Raw genomic sequence first — 20,479 nt, 5'->3', positions numbered from 1 at the left:
ATTTTCACCCCATAACCCATGTTTCATAATATGGACCGACATCCGGATGTATTGGACGCTTAAACACCTCAGGATACTTTTTCATAAGTTCAGAAATGTCCACTTTTTCAACCTCCACGAGGATGCCGCTGCACACTTGGCCCACAGCATTCCTCGACATTGGCTTAGGTGGAACAATTAGGTCAATGGCTCCACCCCTGTCTATAAGCGGATCTACAGATATTAAGTCAGCCCTCGCCCCATGATGCACAAGAACGCTTCCAGGCATTATCCGCTCCGTAACATAGGCTCCGCAGAGCACTGTTCCTCGTTCGTTGTACACTTTCACTATGTCTCCAGTTTCTATTCCCCTCTTGGCGGCGTCGCTTGGATGAATCCAAACAGGCTCGTAGAGGTAACCGTCAGGCCCCTTTACTTTACAGGTGGGAATTTCCCTCAACCAGGTTATGTCGTCTCCTTGCGCGTGGAATCTCCATTTTGGATGGTTTGACTCCAAAAGTAATGGGTATTTCTTGGCTCTTGGATGAAGTAGGCTTTCTTGATGGGTTTCACCATATGGTATGTAACGTGGTAGAGGGGGTCTTTCATCGTCGTCTGGAAAATGTTCAGCTAACCCTTTAGAAACGATTTCAAGTTTACCAGTCGGGGTTTCAAGGCCCTTCCCTTCTGGCAATTCGTAGAACCATGTCAAGCCGGGCCTAGCACCCCATGTTAGGCCGTAAGTCGCAGCTATATTGTTTTGGATTTGCTTCCACTCTTCCCATGTTGGATGGTCTGGAATGACTATTTTTTTCTTCTTCTTGAATTCGTCCCAGCTTATCCCATATTTTGTGAAAGCATAAGACGCTTCATATAAGCTCTTCATGAGTTCTTCTTGCGAGGGAAATGCGTTTCCAATGCCCATCCTTTGGGCTACTAGGCGACATATTTCATAATCGCTTTTAGATTCACCTATAGGCTCTATGCATTTTTCCTGATATGTGGTCGCACTTACGGCGGATCTGCTTGTTATAATCAAGTCTTCATGCTCAAATATTGTCTGCGCTGGAAGTATTAAATCAGCAAACAAGGCCTCGTTTTCAAGCCATGGGGTAACCGCTACAATAAACTCTATTTTCGGGCTTCGATAAGCCTCTAATATTTTGCTATTCCAACAGGTTATGTAACAGCCATTAGCATTCCAAATCATGCGTATGCCGGGATGCCCCTCCGGTGGAAACGTATATTTCTTGAATTGATCTTCACGTGTTGCAGCTATAGCTCCTGTACCATACCAGGTTATCGGCGGGTTCAAGATGGCATCAGCCACAAGAACCTTCGGAACAATCACTGGGGAAACCGCCGTGACCGTATACCTAGCCATGTGACTGCTGACGAAAGTTCTAGTGGTCTCTGGGTACTGGGGGATAGGCGCTATTCTTTTGCCGGTGGCTGCTGGATAAAATCCTCTTAGGAGCTGTCTTCCAGGTTTGCCTAAGCCTTGCATTGCTAAGCATATTACCTCAAGCCTCGCTGTTTCATGCGAATATGGCCCCCTGATTTTTGGACCGCCAAAGAAAAGCGCAAGAGACGTCCGCTTTTTAACCCACATTTTAGCCAGCGCCTTTATTACTCTAGAGGGTATTCCAGTTATTTTCTCAGCCCATTCTGGTGTTTTCGGCACCCCATCTTCTTCTCCCATAACGTATTTCTGGAACTCTTCAAAGCCAACGCAGTGAGTTTGAACGAAATTTTTGTCGTATGTCCCGTTTTTAATCCATAAGTATGCAATTGCTAAATATAACGCTCCGTCCGTATTGGGCCTTATTGGAATCCATTTGTTAGCGTGTATTGCATTTGCAAAGTTGCAGTCCGGAGATATTGCTACTATTTTAATTCCAGCTTCCTTAAACCATCGGCACATGATGCTTCCGATTTGACCTGCAAACCCCGCAACTGTTGCTTCAGGATCGCATCCAGTAAAGATTAACACTTCAGTGTTTTCAAGGATGTCATCGAATATGGCGTCTTGGTGAGGAAGACCTGCATGCGGGCCTTCCATGCCCCACACGTGCTTTGCGCCCCAGTAGTAACCTTCCCAGCTGTCTGGGTTCCTAACTTGTTGCGTCCACCCTCCGAGTTGGCGGAATAATTCATGATGGACCCCGTGAGGTGTCTGTACCGCTCCACCCTGCCCATGGCCGTCGTCTTGCACGAGCACTGACCACATTCCGTATGTTTCTTTTATACGTTTCAGTTCCTTCTCGATTATGTCTAAAGCTTCATCCCATGTTATTCGGACAAAACCACTTTTACCCCTGTTTTGTGGGTTCCTGTCCTCAGGGCTCCAATCCACCCTCTTTAGAGGATACCTAACCCTGTTTGGTGAATACACGCGTTTCTTGTATGCTAAGCTAACCCAGTAGGGCAAAGTTTTAGCGGGCTGGGTGAAGGTTTTTCCTCGAGCCTTTATCTCGTAAAGTCTCACACCGTTGAAATGGAGAGGTTTTATCCTCAATATCCTGCCGTTTTTAACGTGAACTTCTAAGGGTTCAGCAGAACCAGAAATGCCACCTAAGCCATGGCTTACGTAGCAAACTCTTACGTTGTCAGTGCTAGGGTTCCGCACAGTTTCCTCTTTTAACGGTGTTTCTTGGACGGAAACCGCTCCGTCAAAGGCAACACCCAAAGCTGAAACTATATTTGATAATTCTTTAACATTCATTTGCCTGCTCCTCTACCCTTTATTTTTGGAATAACATTACGGGTTAATGATTTAAAAAACTTCCCGTAGATTTTGTCTATAAACTTGCAACGAAAAAGGGCTTACGCTCATTTTGTTCCATGTATTAAAGTTTGAACACACGTTTTATTAAGGTCCTGTTAAGCTCAATGAACCTTTTAGTAATTACAGCGACGCCTTTGTAAAATTCTGTTTCAGCCGACTTTAGAACATCCTCGGTAAACGCATAAATCCATGAAAGGAGATGCTTTTCCAAAAAGTTTTGCATGATCTGCAAACATTTTTTCGCTTCGTCCATATTGTTGTCAGCTATTCTTTCCGCGGTTTTTTGGCAGAGGTGCGCCATGAAATAGAGTTCAACTGCAATGTGGTCTGCGGGTTCTATATAATTCTCCTTGAGGTTAAGGTTTGCTTTCTGATAGATTTTAAGCACTTCCTCGCTTGGGTTCGCCATCATGAAGCCGCATTTATAGGAGGATTCTGATGGGTGAGGTAGCCCTTTTACCCCCAGAAAAAGATTGGCATAATCAACCGCTAACTCTGGCTCGGCGTTTTTAAAGCCACGACTTTTCCACGCACTTAAGTAACTACCTAATAATCTTATACCCCTTTCCAATTCCTCGTCACCAATGTTTTGGCTCTTGAGAAGCGCCATGCGTTTGCTGAGAGCTTCAAGGAAGTCGGTCTCCACCTCTTTCTCATAAATTCTTCCAAGTAAAGCGTATATGATACAGCAGTTTTTTAATACGTCTAGTAAGAGATTGCCTTCAAAGTCGCTTTCCTTTGAGCCCATTACGATAGCACACAATCCCCTTGTAGTGATTTCGCAAGTCTGCCGCCATAATGAATGAGGAATGCTTCCTCTCCAGAACCTATGACGGGATATGTTCTCACAAGTTGCACGATCCCATCTTTAGGTGCAATTAGTTCCTCTTTCTTTCTACCGAAAATATCTGTTATAATGCCGAGAATGTCGCCTTTGGAAACATCTTGGCCGAGGTTAACTTTAGCTTCGAAAAATCCCCCCTTGTTCGGCCTTACCCAAACTCTCCCATCAAAGATTTTGGCTTTAGGATGGAATTCAGCCTTTCCAGGAATCATTCCATAGTACCTCATTATGTTTAAGATCCCCTTGTATCCTATCTCCGCCCATGAGTAGCCGTAATTTGAGAGTACACCCCATCCACCAATGTCTGCGATTATGGCAGGTATTGCATGCCTCCCACAACACGCGTCCAGTGTACCAGTGACCCGCCCAGGTTCCTCTGTTGACAAAAGTTCCTTTGATATTTTGGTGTTTAATTCAACCCCAAAGGCAAGAGCCAACTCCATAGAGGCTTCGACAACTTCTGTTTCCGTGAAATAAGTGGCCGGATAAACTTCGCAGTAAGGTCCCCCTCCATGAAAAGACACTACATAGTTCGTTTTCATTTTCCGTATTATTTTCTCAAAAATCGCGTAGGCAATCCTCTCACTTGGGTATCCATCTGGGCGTCCCGGAAAGATTCTATTCATGTTCATGTAGTCTAAGGGGCTTACATGTAGGGGTGGATGTGATCCAAACCCAAAAGATGGTGGATTCGCTATTGGAATTGATATTAAGGTACCTTTCAACTTTTCCGGGTCTGTTTCCAACGCAATTTTTCTTGCTGCGATAGTTCCTGGAAATTCGTCGCCCATAATAGATGCAACAACACATAAAGTTGGGCCGTCTTTTTTCCCAGAGATTATCAATATTGGTAAGCGTAGTGCTGATCCATCCCAAAGTTCCAGCAACTTCAAACTGTAAAAATGTTTGCCGGGTTCTATTGAATCTGGTAGCTTTTCAATAACATTTTCAGACATGATCTCCATGTCCAACACACCTCATAAAAGAGGCCTTCCTCTATAAAATTTACCTATTATTGCGGGGCCTAAATAACCTAAGACGGCAGTTTATTAAATGTTGGCGGAGGCCAGTCTTTCACGGCATCTGCCATCCAAATTAAACAAGCATCCTTGACATACTCCTGGCATGTTTTTGGGGTCAACTTTCTCCTTGACAAGCCTAACCAAGTCTTGCACTTTTATGACGTCATTTACTTTCAGTCCTAAAATAGAAAGAATTTCCCTATCCCAGTTAGCAAAAACCGATGCATATGACGAAACACATCTACCATCGATGTAGTTACTGCAGTGTGCACATGTATCGTCACCCATCGGTCTGTCAAGAACTCTTATTTCCTCGGTTCTATTTGTGCGAGCGATGTTAAATGCCTTCATGTACGCGTTAATGTAATTGTCTGTGTATCCTTTCTCTTTGAATTTCTTTCTAGCAGTTGTATTAAAATCATTGAAATCCGGAACAATTAAGCAAAGCAGATGGTGAGCTCTCAGGTTTAACATTTTATACCTCCTAACTAAGTTATACCACTTTTTTAGCCAATAATGGATATGGATTAACAAAATGTTGCTCAAAACCCAGGGATTCTTTAATCCCTAAAGCTATTGCAAGCAATTGTGTGAAATAGAATATGGGCACTTCGTTTAATCCCTTATATCTTGATCTAATTTTTTCCTGAATTTGGTCAAGATTGAAATGGCAAAGTGGGCAAACCACGGCTATGGCTTCTGCCCCGCTCATCAAAGCCGAATTAATTATTGTATAAGAGTGTTCTATCACGGCGTCGAAGGATACGGCGGCCAAATAAGATCCGCAACACTCGGTTTTATATGGGAAGCTCACTGGCTCGCAGTCTATGCTCATTAGGAAATCTTCGAAAATTTTTGGATGCTCTGGGTTATCAAGTTTTATCGCTTCATAGGGTCGAAGAAGCAGACAACCATAGTATGGAGCTATTTTTAAGCCGTTAAGGCTTACTCTAACATAATCATTCAGCTTGTCAAAGCCGATTCGGTCTCTTAAAAACTCTAGAAAATGGAGAACCTTCACCTCACCGTTGTATTCCTCGCCCAAAAAGGCAGTAATTTGTTCGCGTTTTTTGGAGTCTCGCTTAAGGGTAAGGTTTGTCTGTGTGAGCACATTGTAACAGAGGGCGCATGTTGTCATAAGCTCATTTCCAACTCTCTTCGCGTCCAAAAGTGTGCGAACTGCACCGTACATGTCCGCAGGGTTTGTTGTGAAAAAGGCTCCACAGCAAACACCTGGAACCTCTACAAGTTCCAGTTCAAGGGCTTTTGCAATGGCTTTCATGGGCAAATTTAACCCAATAGTCCGCGAGTAGGGGAGACATCCCGGATAATATGGAATTTTCATTTGCGAGTTTCACCTTTAATTAAGGCGAATATCCTTTCGCGAGTGAAGTATTTCTCCAGTCTCATACTTGGATGCACAGATGGCAAGTTAACCGAGGTGTACCTGTTTCGTGCAGCAACCATTGCTTGCACAGGAAGCAATGTTAACAAATCCGGAGTATATTCAAGGAAATCCGTTCCCTTTGACAGAATCATGATTCTGAGAGACTCCATCAGCTTGGGGATATCTATCTGTTTGGGACAACGGGTTACACAAGCAAGGCAACATGCGCAAAGCCATATCGCTCTAGAGTTTAGCAGGATCTCAGGTTCTATTTGAACCAGCCTCACGACCTGATGAGGCTTTATATCCATAACCTCTGCGATAGGGCAGCCTGCTGTGCATTTACCACATAAGTTGCATGAAAACACGTTTTGCCCGCTTATCTCAACTATTCTTTTTGTCAGACTTTCTTTGTTATCCTGCAAAGCCATCTAAAACCACTTATTAGCTTGTAAACTTTTTATTAATGAATCAGCAACTAATAAATATTCCCACGTTTAATGTACACAATCTTCAAGGCGGTGAACATGGAAGCTGCAGAGAAGCTGAAAGGTTCCAAAATGGTTAGGTCGTTTTGCCACGTTTGCCCTTTCAGGTGTTCCATAGAAGTTTACGTGAAAAATGGGAAAGTAATATACACGAGGGGTAATCCAGACAACCCGAACACAAAAGGCAAAAGATGCGTGAAAGGTTTAGCCAGCATATGGTTCGCCTACGATCCAGATCGGTTAAAATATCCCATGATGAGAGTTGGGGAAAGAGGCGAAGGCAAGTTTAAAAGAATAACATGGGATGACGCTTTCACCATAATAGCCCAAAAACTTAAAGAAATAAAAGAAAAATATGGTCCAGAATCTGTTGTCTCAATAGACCATGGCCAAGGATGTGTCACCTTTTACAGAAGCTTTTTGTACCTCCTTTACGGTTCCCCGAACCTTTATGATCACAGTGCTGCATGCGACGCTACGTTTGATGCTGCTTGCACAACGCTTTTCGGAACTTTTTGGGCGATAGAAGACTATGAAAACGCAAAGTACATTTTATTATGGGGTAAAGAACCGCTGGAAGCCCCTAGAATTGTAGGGTTTTTGCAGGGGTTAATGGAAGCTAAAGACAAAGGAGCCAAGCTTGTGGTGGTTAATCCGCGTCTTTCAAAGACGGCTGAAAAAGCAGATGAATGGATCCCCATAAGGCCGGGCACGGACGGTGCCTTAGCACTAGCGATGGCCAAAACGATAATTGATGAGAATCTCTATGATAAAGAATTTGTAGAAAATTATTGTTATGGCTTTAACGAATTCAGAGAACATCTTAACGAGAAGGGTTACACAGCTGAGTGGGCTGAAAGTATAACTGGAGTGCCAGCCGCCACCACAAGGAGAATAGCCAGAGAATTTGCCACAACAAAACCAGCTGTCTCCAGTGCATACCACGGGTTTGCATGCTACACGAATGGCTTCGACTCAATGCGGGCTGTCCTTCTGTTAAATGCTTTAACTGGTAACGTTGATAAGCCGGGTTCTCTTCTGCTCACGGGCGGTCCTCATGGACTTGATCCACCGCTTAACCCGCCAATTAAAGTTCCCGAAGAGGAAAGGGCAAAAATAGAAAAGCCTTCTCTGCGTGAAGCTATGGGATTTTCCATCGCGCCTGACTTTCCTTCAGCGCTGTTGCCCAAAGTTATACTTGAGGGGAAGCCCTACCCGGTTAAGGCATTAATTCTCTCCCAGATTAACCCGGTTATGAGCGACGCTAACACAAAGCTTTGGATCGAGGCTCTTAAGGCCCTTGAATTTTCAGTTGCTGTTGACATTTACCTTAGCGAGACAGCTATGTATTGTGACATAGTTCTTCCGGATGCTTGTTATTTCGAGAGGTACGACATTCTCCAAGGATTCAATCATGCGCCTATGGTTTTGTACTCTGAGCCCGCTGTGCCGCCCCCCGGAGAAGCGAAACCTATCTACGAAATAGTCAGGGGGATAGCTGAGAAAATGGGTTATGGGAAGTATTTTAACTGGAAATCAGAAGAGGAATGGATGAGAAACATAATAGAGGGCTTGCCGTTTACGCTGGAAGAGCTTAAACAGAAAGGATTCTGGATCGGCCAACCAAAATATAGAAAATATGAGGACGGATTAAAAACTCCGTCAGGCAAAGTTGAAATATATTCAATGTTAATGGAAGTTATAGGCCAAAACCCAATGCCAGAATTTAAAGAACCCAAGGTTGTTCCTGATGAAAAGTATCCCTTTAGATTGATAAGTGCAAGGTTGCCCTTCCAAGCGAATGCTGTAACACAAAATATTCCAATGTTGATGGATATTGAAAAAGAGAATTGGGCGGAGATAAACCCGAGAGACGCTGAGAAGTATGGAATTAAAAACGGAGATTACATAGTTGTAGAATCTCCCTTAGACAGCATAACAGTTAAGGCTAAAGTGACTGAGGGCATCGTTCCAGGCGTCGTTGCAGTGGTACATGGTTTTGGTTTTGGCCATTGGAGTATGGGAAATACCGCGAAAGGGAAAGGTGCAGGTATCAATAGGCTTATAGACACCTATGTGGATCCCATTAGTGGGGCCGTAGCCTATAACGAATGTAAAGTTAGAGTGAGGAAGGCTTGATGTCGACACGTAAAGGATTTTTTGTTGACATCGAAAGATGCATAAAATGCCATGCTTGTGAAATAGCATGCCGCGTTTGGAACGGTATAAATGTTCCTTCTTACCGCACAGTTATGGAAATTGAAAACGGTATTTTCCCAACTGTTGAAAGGACAAATGTCTCTATTGCATGCATGCATTGCGAAGAGCCCTATTGCATGGCTGCATGTCCCGCCAAAGCCATCTACAAACGAGAGGACGGAGTCGTCTTGGTTGATAAGGATAAATGTTTAGGCTGTAGGCTTTGCAGCTGGGTTTGCCCCTTCGGTGCACCCAAGTATGGACCCGACCTTAAAATGCAAAAGTGCACATTTTGCAGTGATCGCCCAGATTGGATGCCAAGGGCCTGCGAAGAGGTTTGTCCCACTGGTGCAATAGTTTGTGGAACAGTAGACTACCTCGAAAAAGTAGCTAAAGAGCGAAAAGGGCGGAGACTAATCTCTCTTTTGAAAGGGAAAAAGGCAGCCCTGTACATTCTACCTTAAAAACTTTGGCTTTTTATCGTCTTTCTTGACGCCGCTGATCATATAATAGCCTATTTTTCCAGTAAGCCATAGGTAAAAGGAGATTGTCTGAAGAGTTTTCATGCTGCACTTCTCCGGAAAACTTTTAACCATCGATTCACCGGCACTCACCATTTCTTCGGGGCTTTTTTTGCGACCCTCTAGGTATTGGCAGATTTGCCTGACAACTTGATGAGAAAGATCTGCAGTTACAATCTTTGTTAGGCCTACCTTCTCAAATTCAGCGACGTATTCATTTAAAGTTTTGGCACTGGCGATGCAGCTAGCGTACGACAATAAATTGTTTAAATTAAGAGGAAGTTTTTCTTTTAATACAACATCCGATACAACTATTTTGGCTCCCAGCTTAATCACCCTCCACATTTCGGATAATGCCTTTTGCATATTTGGAACTAGACATAGTGAGCATTCACTTATGGCCGCGTCAAACACGCTGTCTTTAAAAGGAAGATTTTCAGCATCAGCCATTAAAAATGTAATTTTAGAGTCAAGTTCAACCCCCTTCGCCAAAGTATTCGCATATACAACCATTTTCTGCGATAAGTCTATGCCAACAACATTTGATTCCAGGTTCGCCGCCAAATAAATCGCAGTGTCACCCATGCCTGACGCAACATCTAAAACGTGAGCACCCTTACCTACATCCACCTCTTTTAGAATTACTTCAGTTGTTTCTACTCCTCCCGGATGATAGCATATTGGAACAAAACTTTTAAAGCTCTTTTTTAGAGTTTCCTCGTAGAAATTTACAACGGAAGTTTTTAGTTCCACTTTTTCCTTCATTGCAGGTTCCTAAGCGCAGCTTTTACTTTTTCTCTTTCATTCTGTGAAATTTTACCTAGACGGGAAATCCTTGCACTCATGGTTTGTAGAAAGTCGACGGTTTTATCGTATTGCGGAACAGTTGTGGTTGTGGACTGTAGCCTAAGCGGGTTTACTCCATAACGTCGCAATTCGTCCTTAAGTTTGGTGGTGTATTGACGTAGTTTTTCACCGGAAAATGGACTGTCGTCACCTTCAATTAAGCCTACTCCATCGGCGCCGTAAGCAAACGCTGCTAAAACATGCTTTATTCCAACGCGCATGCAGCTTGGCACTGGTATCGGCCTAACGTTGGCTATGTAATTATACCTCCTTGTCCCGGCGAGGTCAAGGGAAGCGTAGGCGGTAGTTTTTTCGACAAAAACTATTATTTTCGGCTCAGCAATTTCTCCTTCACATACACCTTTAATCTGCTCGATAAACTGTTCTTCAGTGAAGTTTGCAAGGTCCACAGCTTTTTGAGGGCATGCCGTCACACATGCACCACAACCGATGCAGGCCACCGAAACAACTTTAACCATTGAACCTTCAAGCAGCAGTGCGTTGGTTGGGCATATCGCGACGCATTCACCGCAGAGATTACACTTGTCAACATTTATTCTAGGCACTTCTGGAGGATGTTCTAGCTCTCCTTTGCCAATGAAAGATGCAACTCTGGAGGCTGCCGCCATGGCTCCTTCAACAGACTCTCTTATGTCCTTTGGGCCAAGTGCGCACCCACACACAAAAATTGCTTTTCGTAAACTGTCTACTGGATCAAGCTTGTAATGTTTTTCAAGGAGAAAACCGTCAGTTCCTATGCTGATACCGAAAACCTTTGCTATGGCTTCTGTTCCCGAGCTTGGAACTATGGCTGCGCTTAAAACCACCATATCAAAGTTTTCTTCAATCGGAATCCCAGAAATTGTATCAACAGCTTTAACCACCAACCCATTCTTTGTCGGTATGACCCTTGACGGTAAGCCTCTGATGAATTTTACACCTTGATCTTTGGCTCTGCTAAGGAACTCTTCATACCCTCTTCCGGCTGCTCTCAAGTCTTGGTAAAAAATCCAAGGTTCAGCTCCTGCCACGGCTTTCATGAGGATTATGGATTGTTTAATCGCGATCATACATCCTATCTTGCAGCAGTATTCTTTCGAACCTTCTCGAAGCGCTCGGCTTCCAGCACATAAGATGAAGGCCACTTTTTTGGGGATTTTCCCATCCGAAGGTCTGCGAAATCCTAAACGCATTATGCGTTCGAACTCTAAGTTCGTTACAATATCCGGATGCGTTCCATATGAATACTCACCCAAATTTCGCGGGTCTATTAAGTCATAACCTGTGGCAATTACTATCGCGCCAACGTTTAACTCAATTTCGATAGGCTCTCTTGAAAAGTTTATCGCCTTCGGACCGCAAACATCCACGCATCTGAAACATTTAATGCAACGATCAGCATCAATCGCATAGACACGAGGAACAGCCTGAGGATACGGAATGAATATGGCCTTCCTCAATTCCAAATTCTCGTCAAATTCATTCAATATTTGGACAGGACAGACTTTCGCACATTCATCACAGCCTGTGCACCTGCTCTCGTCCACGTACCTGGGTTTAACCCTAACCGTAACCGTGTAATCTCCTGGTATGCCTCTTATCGCAACAGGTTCTGCCATGGTGATTATCTGTATGTTTGGGTGTTGGGAAACCTGAACCATTCTCGGCGCCAATATACAGTAAGAGCAGTCTAAGGTTGGAAAGGTTTCACTTAATTGCGCCATGTGGCCTCCAACGCTGGGGTTCCGCTCAACTAAGTAGACCTTGTGGCCCTTAGCTGCCAATTCAAGGGCCGATTGAATCCCAGCGATGCCTCCTCCGACAACAAGCACGTCCTTCTTGACTACGGTTTTGATTGATTGTAATTCCTCTAAATGCCTTGCACGGTTAACTGCGCCCCTTATTAGGTCTATGGCTTTAAAGGTAGCTTTATCCACATCGTTGTGAACCCAGCTGCAGTGTTCCCTTATATTCACCATTTCAAGAAGGTAAGGGTTTAAACCAGCATCTGAAACAGCCTTTCGAAAAGTTTCAAGATGAAGTTGAGCCGAACATGCGGCCACAACAACTCTATCGACACCTTTTTCTTTTATTCCTTCCTTAATTATTTTTTGCCCCGGTGTACTGCAAAGATAATCATACGTTTCAACCACCTTAACATCTCTGAAGCGTGAAACAGCATTCTTAACCCTTTCAACGTCTACTGTTCCTTTAATATTGCGGCCACAGTGGCAAATGTAAACCCCTATCACTCCATTCAGCTCCATTTAGGTTTTCTGGCAATGTCTTGTATGTTTTCCCTCATCAATTCTTATATGTCTATCTGATTCATAGGCTGGTTATCCCCATTCTTTACTCAAAATTTGTCGCCTATTTTTATTTGACACCATCGGAAGCTAGCGATTAAAGCAGTAAAGCTTTATATCATAGAATAGTTTCCTAAAATCCTCTAAGTTGGAAGCTTAAATGGTTTCAAGAGCGACCGTTAAAGTCAGATCACGTAAAAAAGTGGCATTAGAAAGGGCTACGCTATCAACACGTCAAGTTCTAACATTAGACTCTGAGCTTTGCATCGGATGCGGGATTTGCGAAAGAATTTGCCCAGAAAAAGCTGTGACAAAATCATCAGCAACAGTTAATGAAGGCAGGTTAGCAAAAAAATGTCAAATTGACATAGATGCTGGAAAATGTCATTTCTGCGGTGAATGTGTAGTTTTATGTCCTCTAAACGCGATTAAAATAGAAATTGATGGAAAAGAAAGAATACCGGTCATTGAGAGTGAGGCTTTCCCCAAGATTATTAAGGATATTTCAGTTGACATCAATTTATGCAATCCTGTTTGCAAGCTGGCCTGCCAAGAAATTTGCCCAACAAAGGCGGTAAAGGTAATCACAGATGGTGAGGGGCCCATCGAAAACCGGAAAATTGTTAACGTTCAAGTGTATAAACAGCTCTGCATTTTCTGTAAAAAGTGTGAGGTAGCATGTCCGCTAGGCGCTATTAACGTCGTTAAGCCTATTAACGGAATCATAAAAGTGAATACAAGTTTATGCCCTGAAAAGTGCCAAGCTTGCGTTGACGTTTGTCCTTCAAAGTGCATAAGCCTTGATAAAGAAGGAAAACCATTCGTGGATGAAGAATTCTGCATATACTGCGGAGCTTGTCAGGAGGTTTGCCCACAAAAAGCCATAGCCCTCGAGAGAACAAGAATCTTACATTCAGAAATAAAATCCGGTGCATGGAATGAAGCCCTAGAGAAGCTTACGTCATACAAGACTCTGGTTAAAGAGTTAAGTGTTAAGTGTAGGAAAAAAGTGTGCACCAGAGCATCTGCCGTTGAAGCCAGCATCGTTTCCGCTACGAAGTAATTTGGATACAGGCTTGCGAAACTTTATTTTGGCGCCCAAAGCACTTGTCTGGGTTTCTCTTTGAGTTTTTCAGCCAACTTGTCGACGGGTCCGAAGCTCATACAGTTTGCCATGCAATGCTTTACGCAGGCTGGCAGCTTTCCTGACTTAACACGTTCCACGCAGAGGTTGCAAAGCTCCGTAGGGAACGGTATATATGTAATGTAGAGTTTTTTGCTTGGCAACTGCTGAATAACTTCGAAAACTTTTATCCCCCACTCCCCCACCGGAAGATTATTCTCCTGCTTGCATGCAACCTCGCACGTGTGGCAACCTGTACAATACTCATAATCGATGAGCAGCCCATACGTTACTTTGGAAGTTTTGCTCATGTGTTACTCCTCCTTGACTTTATATATTTTGCAAAGCATTGTCTTGTAAGGGGCTCCAAATCCACCTTCACCTATATAACCATAGGGCACCAGCTGGTTTACGTTTATTTCCCATGTTCCATAAAGGCTTGGCTCTGCGGCAGGCTTTTCCGGAAGCCACCAATTATGAGGAGCCATAACCATCCATGGAGGAATTATCGGTGTCACCACAGCTTTTCTTTTACACTTTCCTAAATGATTTTCAATCCACACCCAATCTCCGTCTTTAATGCCATATTTGGCTGCAGTTTCAGGATTAATTTCCACGATGGGATCCGGATCTAGCTCTCTAAGCCATGGAATTTGTCTATGCTCTGAATGGAAAAACGCCCATGATCTCCTTCCAGTTCCCAGAATAAGCGGGTATTCCTTGTAAAGTTCAGGCGTTCTTATTGGGCTGAATGGTGGTTCCTCATAATATGGCAGCGGTTCTAATCCCCAATCCTCTAATAGCGAGGACCATAACTCAATTTTTCCGGATGGTGTTTGAAAACCAGGCTTACCGTCGGACCTTAACAGAGCCCTTTCATATCTTTTATACGGCCTTGATGGGTGGCCTTTTGGCGTGAACATCCAAACTTTTTCGCATAGCTCGTCATAGTCTATGCCAGCGGCTTTTGCGAGATCTGTAAACATTTCTTTAGGATCTTTCCACTTGATTTTGGGGTTAAATCTTTTTGCGAGCTCTAAACATATTTCGTAGTCAGATTTTGTTTCTCCTAAAGGTTCAACAGCCTTAACCATAGCTTCCAGCGGGGTCCACCATGCTCTAAGTCCATATCGCTCTATAAATGTGCATACGGGCAAAACTATGTCGGCACACGCAACCGCAGTGGGGGTCATGAAAGCATCCACGACAACCACGAAGTCGCATTTTCTTAAACCTTCAAGAAGTTTCCGAGGCTCAGGACTTTGCCCTGCTATCGGGTTACACGTTTGCATCCACACCGCCTTTATTGGGTAAGGTTCACCAGTAAACATTTGCTCTAAAGCCGTGTCAGACAAAGCCCAGGATCGGAAATTTTTGATAATAGGATATTTCCATACACCTGATCTCTTTGTATAGAAAGTGTCTGGTGGAGATACTGGACCGACTCCAGCGTGGAATGGATAAACAATAACTCCAAAAGCGTATCTTGCAATTGCATTTCCACCAGGGATGTCTAGGTTGCCCGTGACGCACCAGAGATGAGTTATTGCTTGGGCTGCTGGAATAGCATTTGGTCCCACATGGTCTGGTCCCGCTACTCCCCAGTGTATTGCCGACGGCTTGTTTTTGGCGTAAAGCCTCGCTGCTTCAACTACGTCCTTTGGATCTGAAATCCAAGTAATATCTGCAACTTTTTCCGGTGTGTAGCTTGCTACCCTTTCTTTTAATGCAGTCCACACAGTCTTACATTTAACAGTGGTGCCATCTGACAAAGTAACATTGAAATATCCCTCTAAGGCAGGCTCAACGTCTGCGGGTTCATAGGTTAGGTTCTTTGTGTTCCATACAGCCACATTATTTTCACGTTTGTTCCAAACAACAAAGTTTTCTCGTTTACCCCTTGAGTTTATATCGCTTTCTCTGAGAAGCTTTTTAGAGTCTGTTCTAACCAGAAAAGCGGCGTTCGTCCACTTCTTAACAAACTCTTCATCGTAAAGCTTTTCATTCATAATCACCTTTAACATACCTAGAGCTAAAGCTCCATCTGTTCCTGGGCGTATGCGCAGATGAACTTCTGCCCTTGAAGCCAGCCATGTTACTCTTGGGTCGACTACTATAAGCTTTGATCCTCGTTTCATTAGGTCAACTATCCAGTGTCCAAAGAAACCATCTGGGCATGTGCTTGGCAAGTTGTAACCCCAAACTATGATGTATTTTGGCGGGGTATACTCTGAATCATCATATCTCTTCTCTAACCATTGGGAGGCATCTAATACCTGATATTCGCCGGTTGTTAGCCACATGGCGGCAAGTCTTGGAGTGTAACATGCATGTCCGCTTAGCCCAAGCTGAATCCAGTTAGGGCTTCCGACAGAATATGCAAGTAACGTGATAGCGGCGCCTATATCTCTGCCCGTTCCCTGACAAAAAAGTATACTTTCAGGACCATATTTCTCGCTTATTTCTCGAAATTTCTTCTCTATTATATCAAAGGCTTCGCTCCATGAGATTCTCTGCCATTTATTTTCACCGCGGTTTCCCACCCGCTTCAAAGGGTACAACAGTCGTTGGGGGTGGTAAAAATATTGTTTCATCGCCAAACATCTAACGCAAACTCTGCCCATGTTAAAGGGATTCTTTGGGTCTCCTTCCACCTTCTCAAGCTTTCCGTCTCTTACGTAAACCTCGACTCCACAACCCCCGTGGCAACCAGGACCAGCTGACCAAGCAAAAGTACGCACAACTTTAACGCGAGACTGACTTGACAACAATTTCATCTCCGAGACTTAGAAGCATAAGAAAATGGGATTAACTAAATAAATCTTTATATATTCAGCATTTTGAACCGCATTGTTATCTATTAACTTTTTCTAGAAATATGTATCCAAGGTATATGTCTGCCTCGTCAAGTTTCAGCGGTATCTCTTTAGGTGTGTATCCTGGATGATCCAGTCTTATTCGGTATCTCGTGTTGGGTTCTAGTCCGTCGAATTCGAAGCTTCCGAAGGCATCAGTCTTTACTTTTCTGCTTTCACCAGTTGCCTCATTTATCAAGGTAACCTCTACACCTTCTGCACATTCGTCGCTTTCCTTGAATGCAACATCCCCAGCTATGAAGTATTTTGTCATTTTGTAGAGGTTAATGTAGTAGACATTTGGCTTGGTGCCGTATTCCGAGTGAAACGGCTCTGCTTGATTTGACTTCAAGATTTTACCTACTTCACTTTCTGGGTCGTTTAAATCACCAAATAACAGTGCCCCACTTGGGCATGCCTGCACGCATCTAGGCAATTTACCCTCCTCAACTCTGTGAATGCAAAAAGTACATTTTTGTGGTAGGTTTTTCTCGTCATTCCATGAAACTGCGTTATATGGACATGCTTTCAATAACTCTTGCTGCCCAAAGGCTTTCACCGGATCTATTATCACTATTCCGTCTTCCCTTTTATATACAGCATTATGTTTAGCTGCTTTCATACATGGAGGATTGTCACACTGCATACACAGAACTGGCATGTATGCCACTTTTACATGTGGAAATTTTCCCCGTTCCCTTTTCTCAAGCCTTATAAGTGTTTGCTCCCGTTTTTTTATGCCAGCAGAGTATGGCGGATAGTCATTGCCCCAGAATTCGTCTTTACATGCAATAAAGCAAGCATAGCAAGCTATACATCTGTCCACGTTTATAACCATAACCCACTTTCGCATAGCTTTCACCCTCCAAGTTTACATACTTCCACCAGACAAGAGTTAGGCGCCATTCCACTGGCGTTTTTAGACATTAGACGCGAAGGAGTCAAAAGGTTTATGCATCCTCCACGATCCGGGGATTCCCCGGGTTCACCCACTGGGTCATAAACCGCGCTTCCCTCGTAGGCATGCACAACTCCGGGACGCACCCTTTCAGTAACTTCCGCCATGCATACTACGGCGCCTCTGTCGTTGTAAACTTTCACGAGATCTCCGTTGCAAATGCCCCGCTTATCTGCATCCACGGGGTTTATTCTGAGTATCCAATAATAGTAACCGTCTTTGCCTTTACGCCTGTGATCTGGGATATCATTAACCCAACTGTCCTTCCCATCATATTGCGTGAAGAACGAGTACCTTGGGTGCGGCGAAATCAGTTGAAGCGGATACTTTTGTGAAATAGAACTTTCCGGGCCCTCCCACGAGGGGATATATTTCGGTATAGGCGGCCTTTCAGGATCCTCTGGGTTAAATCTTTTTAATGTACTTGCTTCGAATTCTAACAAGCCGGATGTTGTTCCTAAACCATACCCATCGGGTATACCCATCATTCTTCCTCCTGCAAGACCTGTATCTGGAGTATCCCTTTTTCTTCCCTCGGCAAACCATCTCAATGCTGGAGTGGACTTGTATGGTTTAGGCAAGGGCACGACGAAATATCCTTTCTTAAAGAATTCTTCCCACGTAATGTACTTTGACAAGTCGGTGACCTCAAACATTCTTTTAACCCAGTCTAACTCAGTCATACCACTCTCTGTATATTTTTCGTAAAATCCAAGTCTTTTAGCAACCTCGGCGAATATTTGATAATCAGATTTCGACTCTCCTAGAGGTTCCATGCATTTCATTTGTAGTACTATGATGCGGTGATTTGTCGAGTAGGATAAGTGTGGAGTGTAGCCGCCGGACGTTGCCCATTCTCCGATATCCCATCTTTCAAAATTTGTACATGCCGGAAGTATTAAATCAGCAAATTTGGCTTCTCCCTCGAACCATATTGCTTGACAAACTACAAACTCAAGTTTTGGGCTTCTGTACATTTTAACCCATCTGTTGGTTTCCGTCATTGTTGAAATATACGATGTCCCATATCTCCAGAACATTTTAGCCGGCGAAAAACCATCCTCTGGATACTTATACTCTTTAAATTGAGCTTCCGGGAAGGCTCCTGCAAAACCCTTTCCCCTCCATTTCACTGGCGGATTTAAAATTGCTTCAGGAATTAGAAGTCTCAGGACATGCTGTCCTTGCGGCTCGTTAAGAGTCCATCTGACGGGCATCTTTGTTATTCCTCTTGATAGCAATGTGGATGCTGCCGTGTTTGTTGCATCGCCTGATATTCCCCCTTCAGCATAACCTGGAAAGTAGAACTTTGCATTGAACGGTGCGCCCGCCGTTGTCCCCCAAATGTTCCGCCCAGGCTTCCCCAAACCTTGCATAGCCGACAGTAAAACCATCATTCTGGCCCATTCATGGCCATATGCAGCTCTGCAAGCACCTCCCATTCCACCGCGGCCACAGGCAAGCATTGTGCGTTTTTTCGCCCATTCCCTTGCGAGAGCTTTTATTTCGCGGGCGGGCACGTCACATATTTTTTCCGCCCATTCAGGAGTTTTTGGGACCCCATCCTCTTCGCCTAAAACGTAGCTTCTCCATTTTTCGAATCCTAAAGTGCGCTTTTCAATGTAGTCCTTGTCATATGTACCTTCTTTTATCCATGTATAGGCAATTGCCAAAGCTAAGGCTGTGTCTGTTCCAGGCTTTGGAGCCAGCCACTTGTCGGCGAAGTTAATTGCAGTCCAATTGTAAAACGGATCCACAAAAACCATTTTTACGCCTAGCTCTTTGAGCCAAAATCTCCATGGAACGGATTCATGGGCTCCATATGTGCCAAGGGTTGCGTGTGGGTCACATGACCAGAAGACTATCATTTCGCAATGTTTCAGGGCGTCTTCGAGAAGGTCATACTGTTCTGGTATTCCAAGCCTCCACGAAAATCCCCAATGGTGCATCGCGCCCCAGAACCAGCCTTCCCAGCTGTCTGGGTTGTGGTCTGCGTAGGTTGCGCCTAAAATCGCCATAAACCTGTGATATGCGCTCGTTCTGTAACCTATGTTTCCCCAGCTGTGATGCGAGGAAGCTGTCGTCAATATAGCGGCGGGTCCATAATTTTTAGTTATACGTTCAATTTCCGAAGCCAAAATGTTTAGGGCCTCTTCCCAGCTAATGGGCTCATATACAGATTTGCCCCTGTTCTCCGGATTTCTTTGCCCATCTGGGTTGAAGTCTACCCTTTTAAGTGGTTGTAGAACCCTATTTGGCGCGTAAACCTTAGCCCTTACAGACAGGGTCCAAGCCGCCACGTTGGCTCTCCTTGGTGGTTTGAACGTTTTTCCTCTCGCCTCGATGGTCCATGATTCAGGATCTTCTGGGCTTAATTCAAGAGGTTCAACGCGAACAATTCTTCCATCCTTGACGAATACAAATACTGGCCCACCTTTAGTACAGTTTGTATAGCGTATTGTTCCATCATTCAGCATACTCATATTGTTGCCACCATATCCTAGTTAATCATGGCTTTTGTATTTACGCCTGTTCAAATTTAATGTTTACGTAACAAGTCTTGAAAAGCCTAGCCTAAAATTTTTTATTCTACGTTTTGGTTTGGCTGCAGTTCCATAAACGAGTATGGCAAGCCCTGTCAGAACAACTAGTGTACCAACACTTAAATATGGATATTTGGTTTTAACGACTTCTCCAAATACTTTCACATTTCCTGTAATATGTACTGGGGTATTCCCCTCATTTCTTATTTCTAAAAAGTCAGCCTTCGTATCTTTCACCGGAATTCTGTTATTAAAAAATTTGCTCGAGTCGTTAAACACTACGTTATCAAATGTGTATGTATAATCGTCCAAAGTGATCACCGTGCCCACCGTTACTCTAACCGGCTGCGATGCTGTTACATTCAATTCAAGTGCTGTAACGTTTTTTAGGCTTGGGAACTTTCTTATAACGTCTTGAGTTTTCGTGATAGCAATAAATGCTATACCAGTTTTGCTTGTGTTCTCTGTTTTCGGCTCTAACGTTTGTGGTTTTATGGGGTTCCAATCATACACTACAACTTCTTCATCGTATTGTATTGGCATTGAAAATGCAACGAAAAATCCGGCTATGAGGACTATTAATGCGATGGCCACTATTGTTTTCTTCACGTTAATTGCAC

16 protein-coding genes are annotated in these 20,479 nt (G+C 43.8%); 3 read left to right on the top strand and 13 right to left on the bottom strand.

What is annotated here, in order from left to right; translation table 11 throughout:
• Positions 1 to 4 precede the first annotated feature (4 nt).
• The 6 genes from KEJ24_04260 to KEJ24_04235 form a co-directional block, all read right to left on the bottom strand.
• On the bottom strand, positions 5 to 2,704 hold the full coding sequence (locus KEJ24_04260) for a molybdopterin-dependent oxidoreductase (protein ID MBS7647029.1): 2,700 nt from the start codon (positions 2,702 to 2,704) through the stop codon (positions 5 to 7).
• Between the two features lie 124 nt (positions 2,705 to 2,828).
• Positions 2,829 to 3,530, bottom strand: coding sequence for a molecular chaperone TorD family protein (locus KEJ24_04255; protein MBS7647028.1), 702 nt, complete (start codon positions 3,528 to 3,530; stop codon positions 2,829 to 2,831).
• On the bottom strand, positions 3,515 to 4,576 hold the full coding sequence (locus tag KEJ24_04250; protein MBS7647027.1) for a succinylglutamate desuccinylase/aspartoacylase family protein: 1,062 nt from the start codon (positions 4,574 to 4,576) through the stop codon (positions 3,515 to 3,517). The genes KEJ24_04255 and KEJ24_04250 overlap by 16 nt, the downstream gene beginning before the upstream one ends.
• Positions 4,577 to 4,660: 84 nt before the next feature.
• Positions 4,661 to 5,107 (bottom strand): DUF1284 domain-containing protein, encoded by a 447-nt coding sequence (locus tag KEJ24_04245; GenBank protein ID MBS7647026.1) that lies wholly within the window; start codon positions 5,105 to 5,107, stop codon positions 4,661 to 4,663.
• Positions 5,108 to 5,126: 19 nt separating this feature from the next.
• Entirely contained in the window at positions 5,127 to 5,978 is an 852-nt protein-coding gene (locus KEJ24_04240; protein MBS7647025.1) for a CoB--CoM heterodisulfide reductase iron-sulfur subunit B family protein, read from the bottom strand.
• The gene (locus tag KEJ24_04235; GenBank protein MBS7647024.1) at positions 5,975 to 6,451 is read right to left on the bottom strand and encodes a (Fe-S)-binding protein; all 477 of its coding nucleotides are present in this window, start codon (positions 6,449 to 6,451) and stop codon (positions 5,975 to 5,977) included. Before KEJ24_04235 ends, KEJ24_04240 begins: the two co-directional genes overlap by 4 nt.
• A 96-nt stretch (positions 6,452 to 6,547) precedes the next feature.
• On the opposite strand from KEJ24_04235, the gene KEJ24_04230 reads away from it, so the two are divergent.
• Both KEJ24_04230 and KEJ24_04225 read left to right on the top strand, forming a co-directional pair.
• A complete protein-coding gene (locus KEJ24_04230; protein MBS7647023.1) occupies positions 6,548 to 8,647 on the top strand; it encodes a molybdopterin-dependent oxidoreductase in 2,100 nt (699 codons plus the stop codon).
• Complete coding sequence (locus tag KEJ24_04225) at positions 8,647 to 9,171, top strand: 4Fe-4S dicluster domain-containing protein (GenBank protein MBS7647022.1); 525 nt, start codon at positions 8,647 to 8,649, stop codon at positions 9,169 to 9,171. The genes KEJ24_04230 and KEJ24_04225 overlap by 1 nt, the downstream gene beginning before the upstream one ends.
• Here KEJ24_04225 and KEJ24_04220 read toward each other — a convergent pair.
• Positions 9,163 to 9,993: a methyltransferase domain-containing protein gene (locus KEJ24_04220; protein ID MBS7647021.1), complete on the bottom strand. Its 831-nt coding sequence runs from the start codon at positions 9,991 to 9,993 to the stop codon at positions 9,163 to 9,165. The genes KEJ24_04225 and KEJ24_04220 overlap by 9 nt on opposite strands.
• Complete coding sequence (locus KEJ24_04215; GenBank protein ID MBS7647020.1) at positions 9,990 to 12,341, bottom strand: FAD-dependent oxidoreductase; 2,352 nt, start codon at positions 12,339 to 12,341, stop codon at positions 9,990 to 9,992. Before KEJ24_04215 ends, KEJ24_04220 begins: the two co-directional genes overlap by 4 nt.
• Before the next feature lie 199 nt (positions 12,342 to 12,540).
• On the opposite strand from KEJ24_04215, the gene KEJ24_04210 reads away from it, so the two are divergent.
• Positions 12,541 to 13,443 (top strand): 4Fe-4S binding protein, encoded by a 903-nt coding sequence (locus tag KEJ24_04210; GenBank protein ID MBS7647019.1) that lies wholly within the window; start codon positions 12,541 to 12,543, stop codon positions 13,441 to 13,443.
• Positions 13,444 to 13,466: 23 nt separating this feature from the next.
• On the opposite strand, the gene KEJ24_04205 is transcribed toward KEJ24_04210, so the two are convergent.
• The 5 genes from KEJ24_04205 to KEJ24_04185 all read right to left on the bottom strand — a co-directional run bounded on the left by KEJ24_04205 (position 13,467) and on the right by KEJ24_04185 (position 20,468).
• The gene (locus tag KEJ24_04205) at positions 13,467 to 13,814 is read right to left on the bottom strand and encodes an oxidoreductase (GenBank protein ID MBS7647018.1); all 348 of its coding nucleotides are present in this window, start codon (positions 13,812 to 13,814) and stop codon (positions 13,467 to 13,469) included.
• Positions 13,815 to 13,817: 3 nt separating this feature from the next.
• Positions 13,818 to 16,280, bottom strand: a complete 2,463-nt coding sequence (locus tag KEJ24_04200; protein ID MBS7647017.1) for a molybdopterin-dependent oxidoreductase — start codon at positions 16,278 to 16,280, stop codon at positions 13,818 to 13,820.
• Between the two features lie 76 nt (positions 16,281 to 16,356).
• Complete coding sequence (locus tag KEJ24_04195) at positions 16,357 to 17,211, bottom strand: carboxypeptidase regulatory-like domain-containing protein (GenBank protein MBS7647016.1); 855 nt, start codon at positions 17,209 to 17,211, stop codon at positions 16,357 to 16,359.
• Positions 17,212 to 17,216: 5 nt separating this feature from the next.
• Positions 17,217 to 19,793: a molybdopterin-dependent oxidoreductase gene (locus KEJ24_04190; protein MBS7647015.1), complete on the bottom strand. Its 2,577-nt coding sequence runs from the start codon at positions 19,791 to 19,793 to the stop codon at positions 17,217 to 17,219.
• Between the two features lie 69 nt (positions 19,794 to 19,862).
• Complete coding sequence (locus KEJ24_04185; GenBank protein MBS7647014.1) at positions 19,863 to 20,468, bottom strand: hypothetical protein; 606 nt, start codon at positions 20,466 to 20,468, stop codon at positions 19,863 to 19,865.
• Between the last annotated feature and the right edge of the window lie 11 nt (positions 20,469 to 20,479).

The organism is Candidatus Bathyarchaeota archaeon (genome assembly GCA_018396705.1).
In the GTDB taxonomy this organism is placed as follows: Archaea; Thermoproteota; Bathyarchaeia; order Bathyarchaeales; family Bathycorpusculaceae; genus DRVP01.
This window is presented reverse-complemented; position numbering and strand designations above follow the sequence as displayed.

What these genes read in the sequence shown, in the direction of transcription:
- KEJ24_04190 (MBS7647015.1), bottom strand. Translation starts at nt 19,793, where the DNA reads ATGCTGAATGATGGAACAATACGCTATACAAACTGTACTAAAGGTGGG.
- KEJ24_04195 (MBS7647016.1), bottom strand. Translation starts at nt 17,211, where the DNA reads ATGCGAAAGTGGGTTATGGTTATAAACGTGGACAGATGTATAGCTTGC.
- KEJ24_04240 (MBS7647025.1), bottom strand. Translation starts at nt 5,978, where the DNA reads ATGAAAATTCCATATTATCCGGGATGTCTCCCCTACTCGCGGACTATT.
- KEJ24_04225 (MBS7647022.1), top strand. Translation starts at nt 8,647, where the DNA reads ATGTCGACACGTAAAGGATTTTTTGTTGACATCGAAAGATGCATAAAA.
- KEJ24_04235 (MBS7647024.1), bottom strand. Translation starts at nt 6,451, where the DNA reads ATGGCTTTGCAGGATAACAAAGAAAGTCTGACAAAAAGAATAGTTGAG.
- KEJ24_04245 (MBS7647026.1), bottom strand. Translation starts at nt 5,107, where the DNA reads ATGTTAAACCTGAGAGCTCACCATCTGCTTTGCTTAATTGTTCCGGAT.
- KEJ24_04210 (MBS7647019.1), top strand. Translation starts at nt 12,541, where the DNA reads ATGGTTTCAAGAGCGACCGTTAAAGTCAGATCACGTAAAAAAGTGGCA.
- KEJ24_04215 (MBS7647020.1), bottom strand. Translation starts at nt 12,341, where the DNA reads ATGGAGCTGAATGGAGTGATAGGGGTTTACATTTGCCACTGTGGCCGC.
- KEJ24_04200 (MBS7647017.1), bottom strand. Translation starts at nt 16,280, where the DNA reads ATGAAATTGTTGTCAAGTCAGTCTCGCGTTAAAGTTGTGCGTACTTTT.
- KEJ24_04220 (MBS7647021.1), bottom strand. Translation starts at nt 9,993, where the DNA reads ATGAAGGAAAAAGTGGAACTAAAAACTTCCGTTGTAAATTTCTACGAG.
- KEJ24_04260 (MBS7647029.1), bottom strand. Translation starts at nt 2,704, where the DNA reads ATGAATGTTAAAGAATTATCAAATATAGTTTCAGCTTTGGGTGTTGCC.
- KEJ24_04230 (MBS7647023.1), top strand. Translation starts at nt 6,548, where the DNA reads ATGGAAGCTGCAGAGAAGCTGAAAGGTTCCAAAATGGTTAGGTCGTTT.
- KEJ24_04205 (MBS7647018.1), bottom strand. Translation starts at nt 13,814, where the DNA reads ATGAGCAAAACTTCCAAAGTAACGTATGGGCTGCTCATCGATTATGAG.
- KEJ24_04250 (MBS7647027.1), bottom strand. Translation starts at nt 4,576, where the DNA reads ATGGAGATCATGTCTGAAAATGTTATTGAAAAGCTACCAGATTCAATA.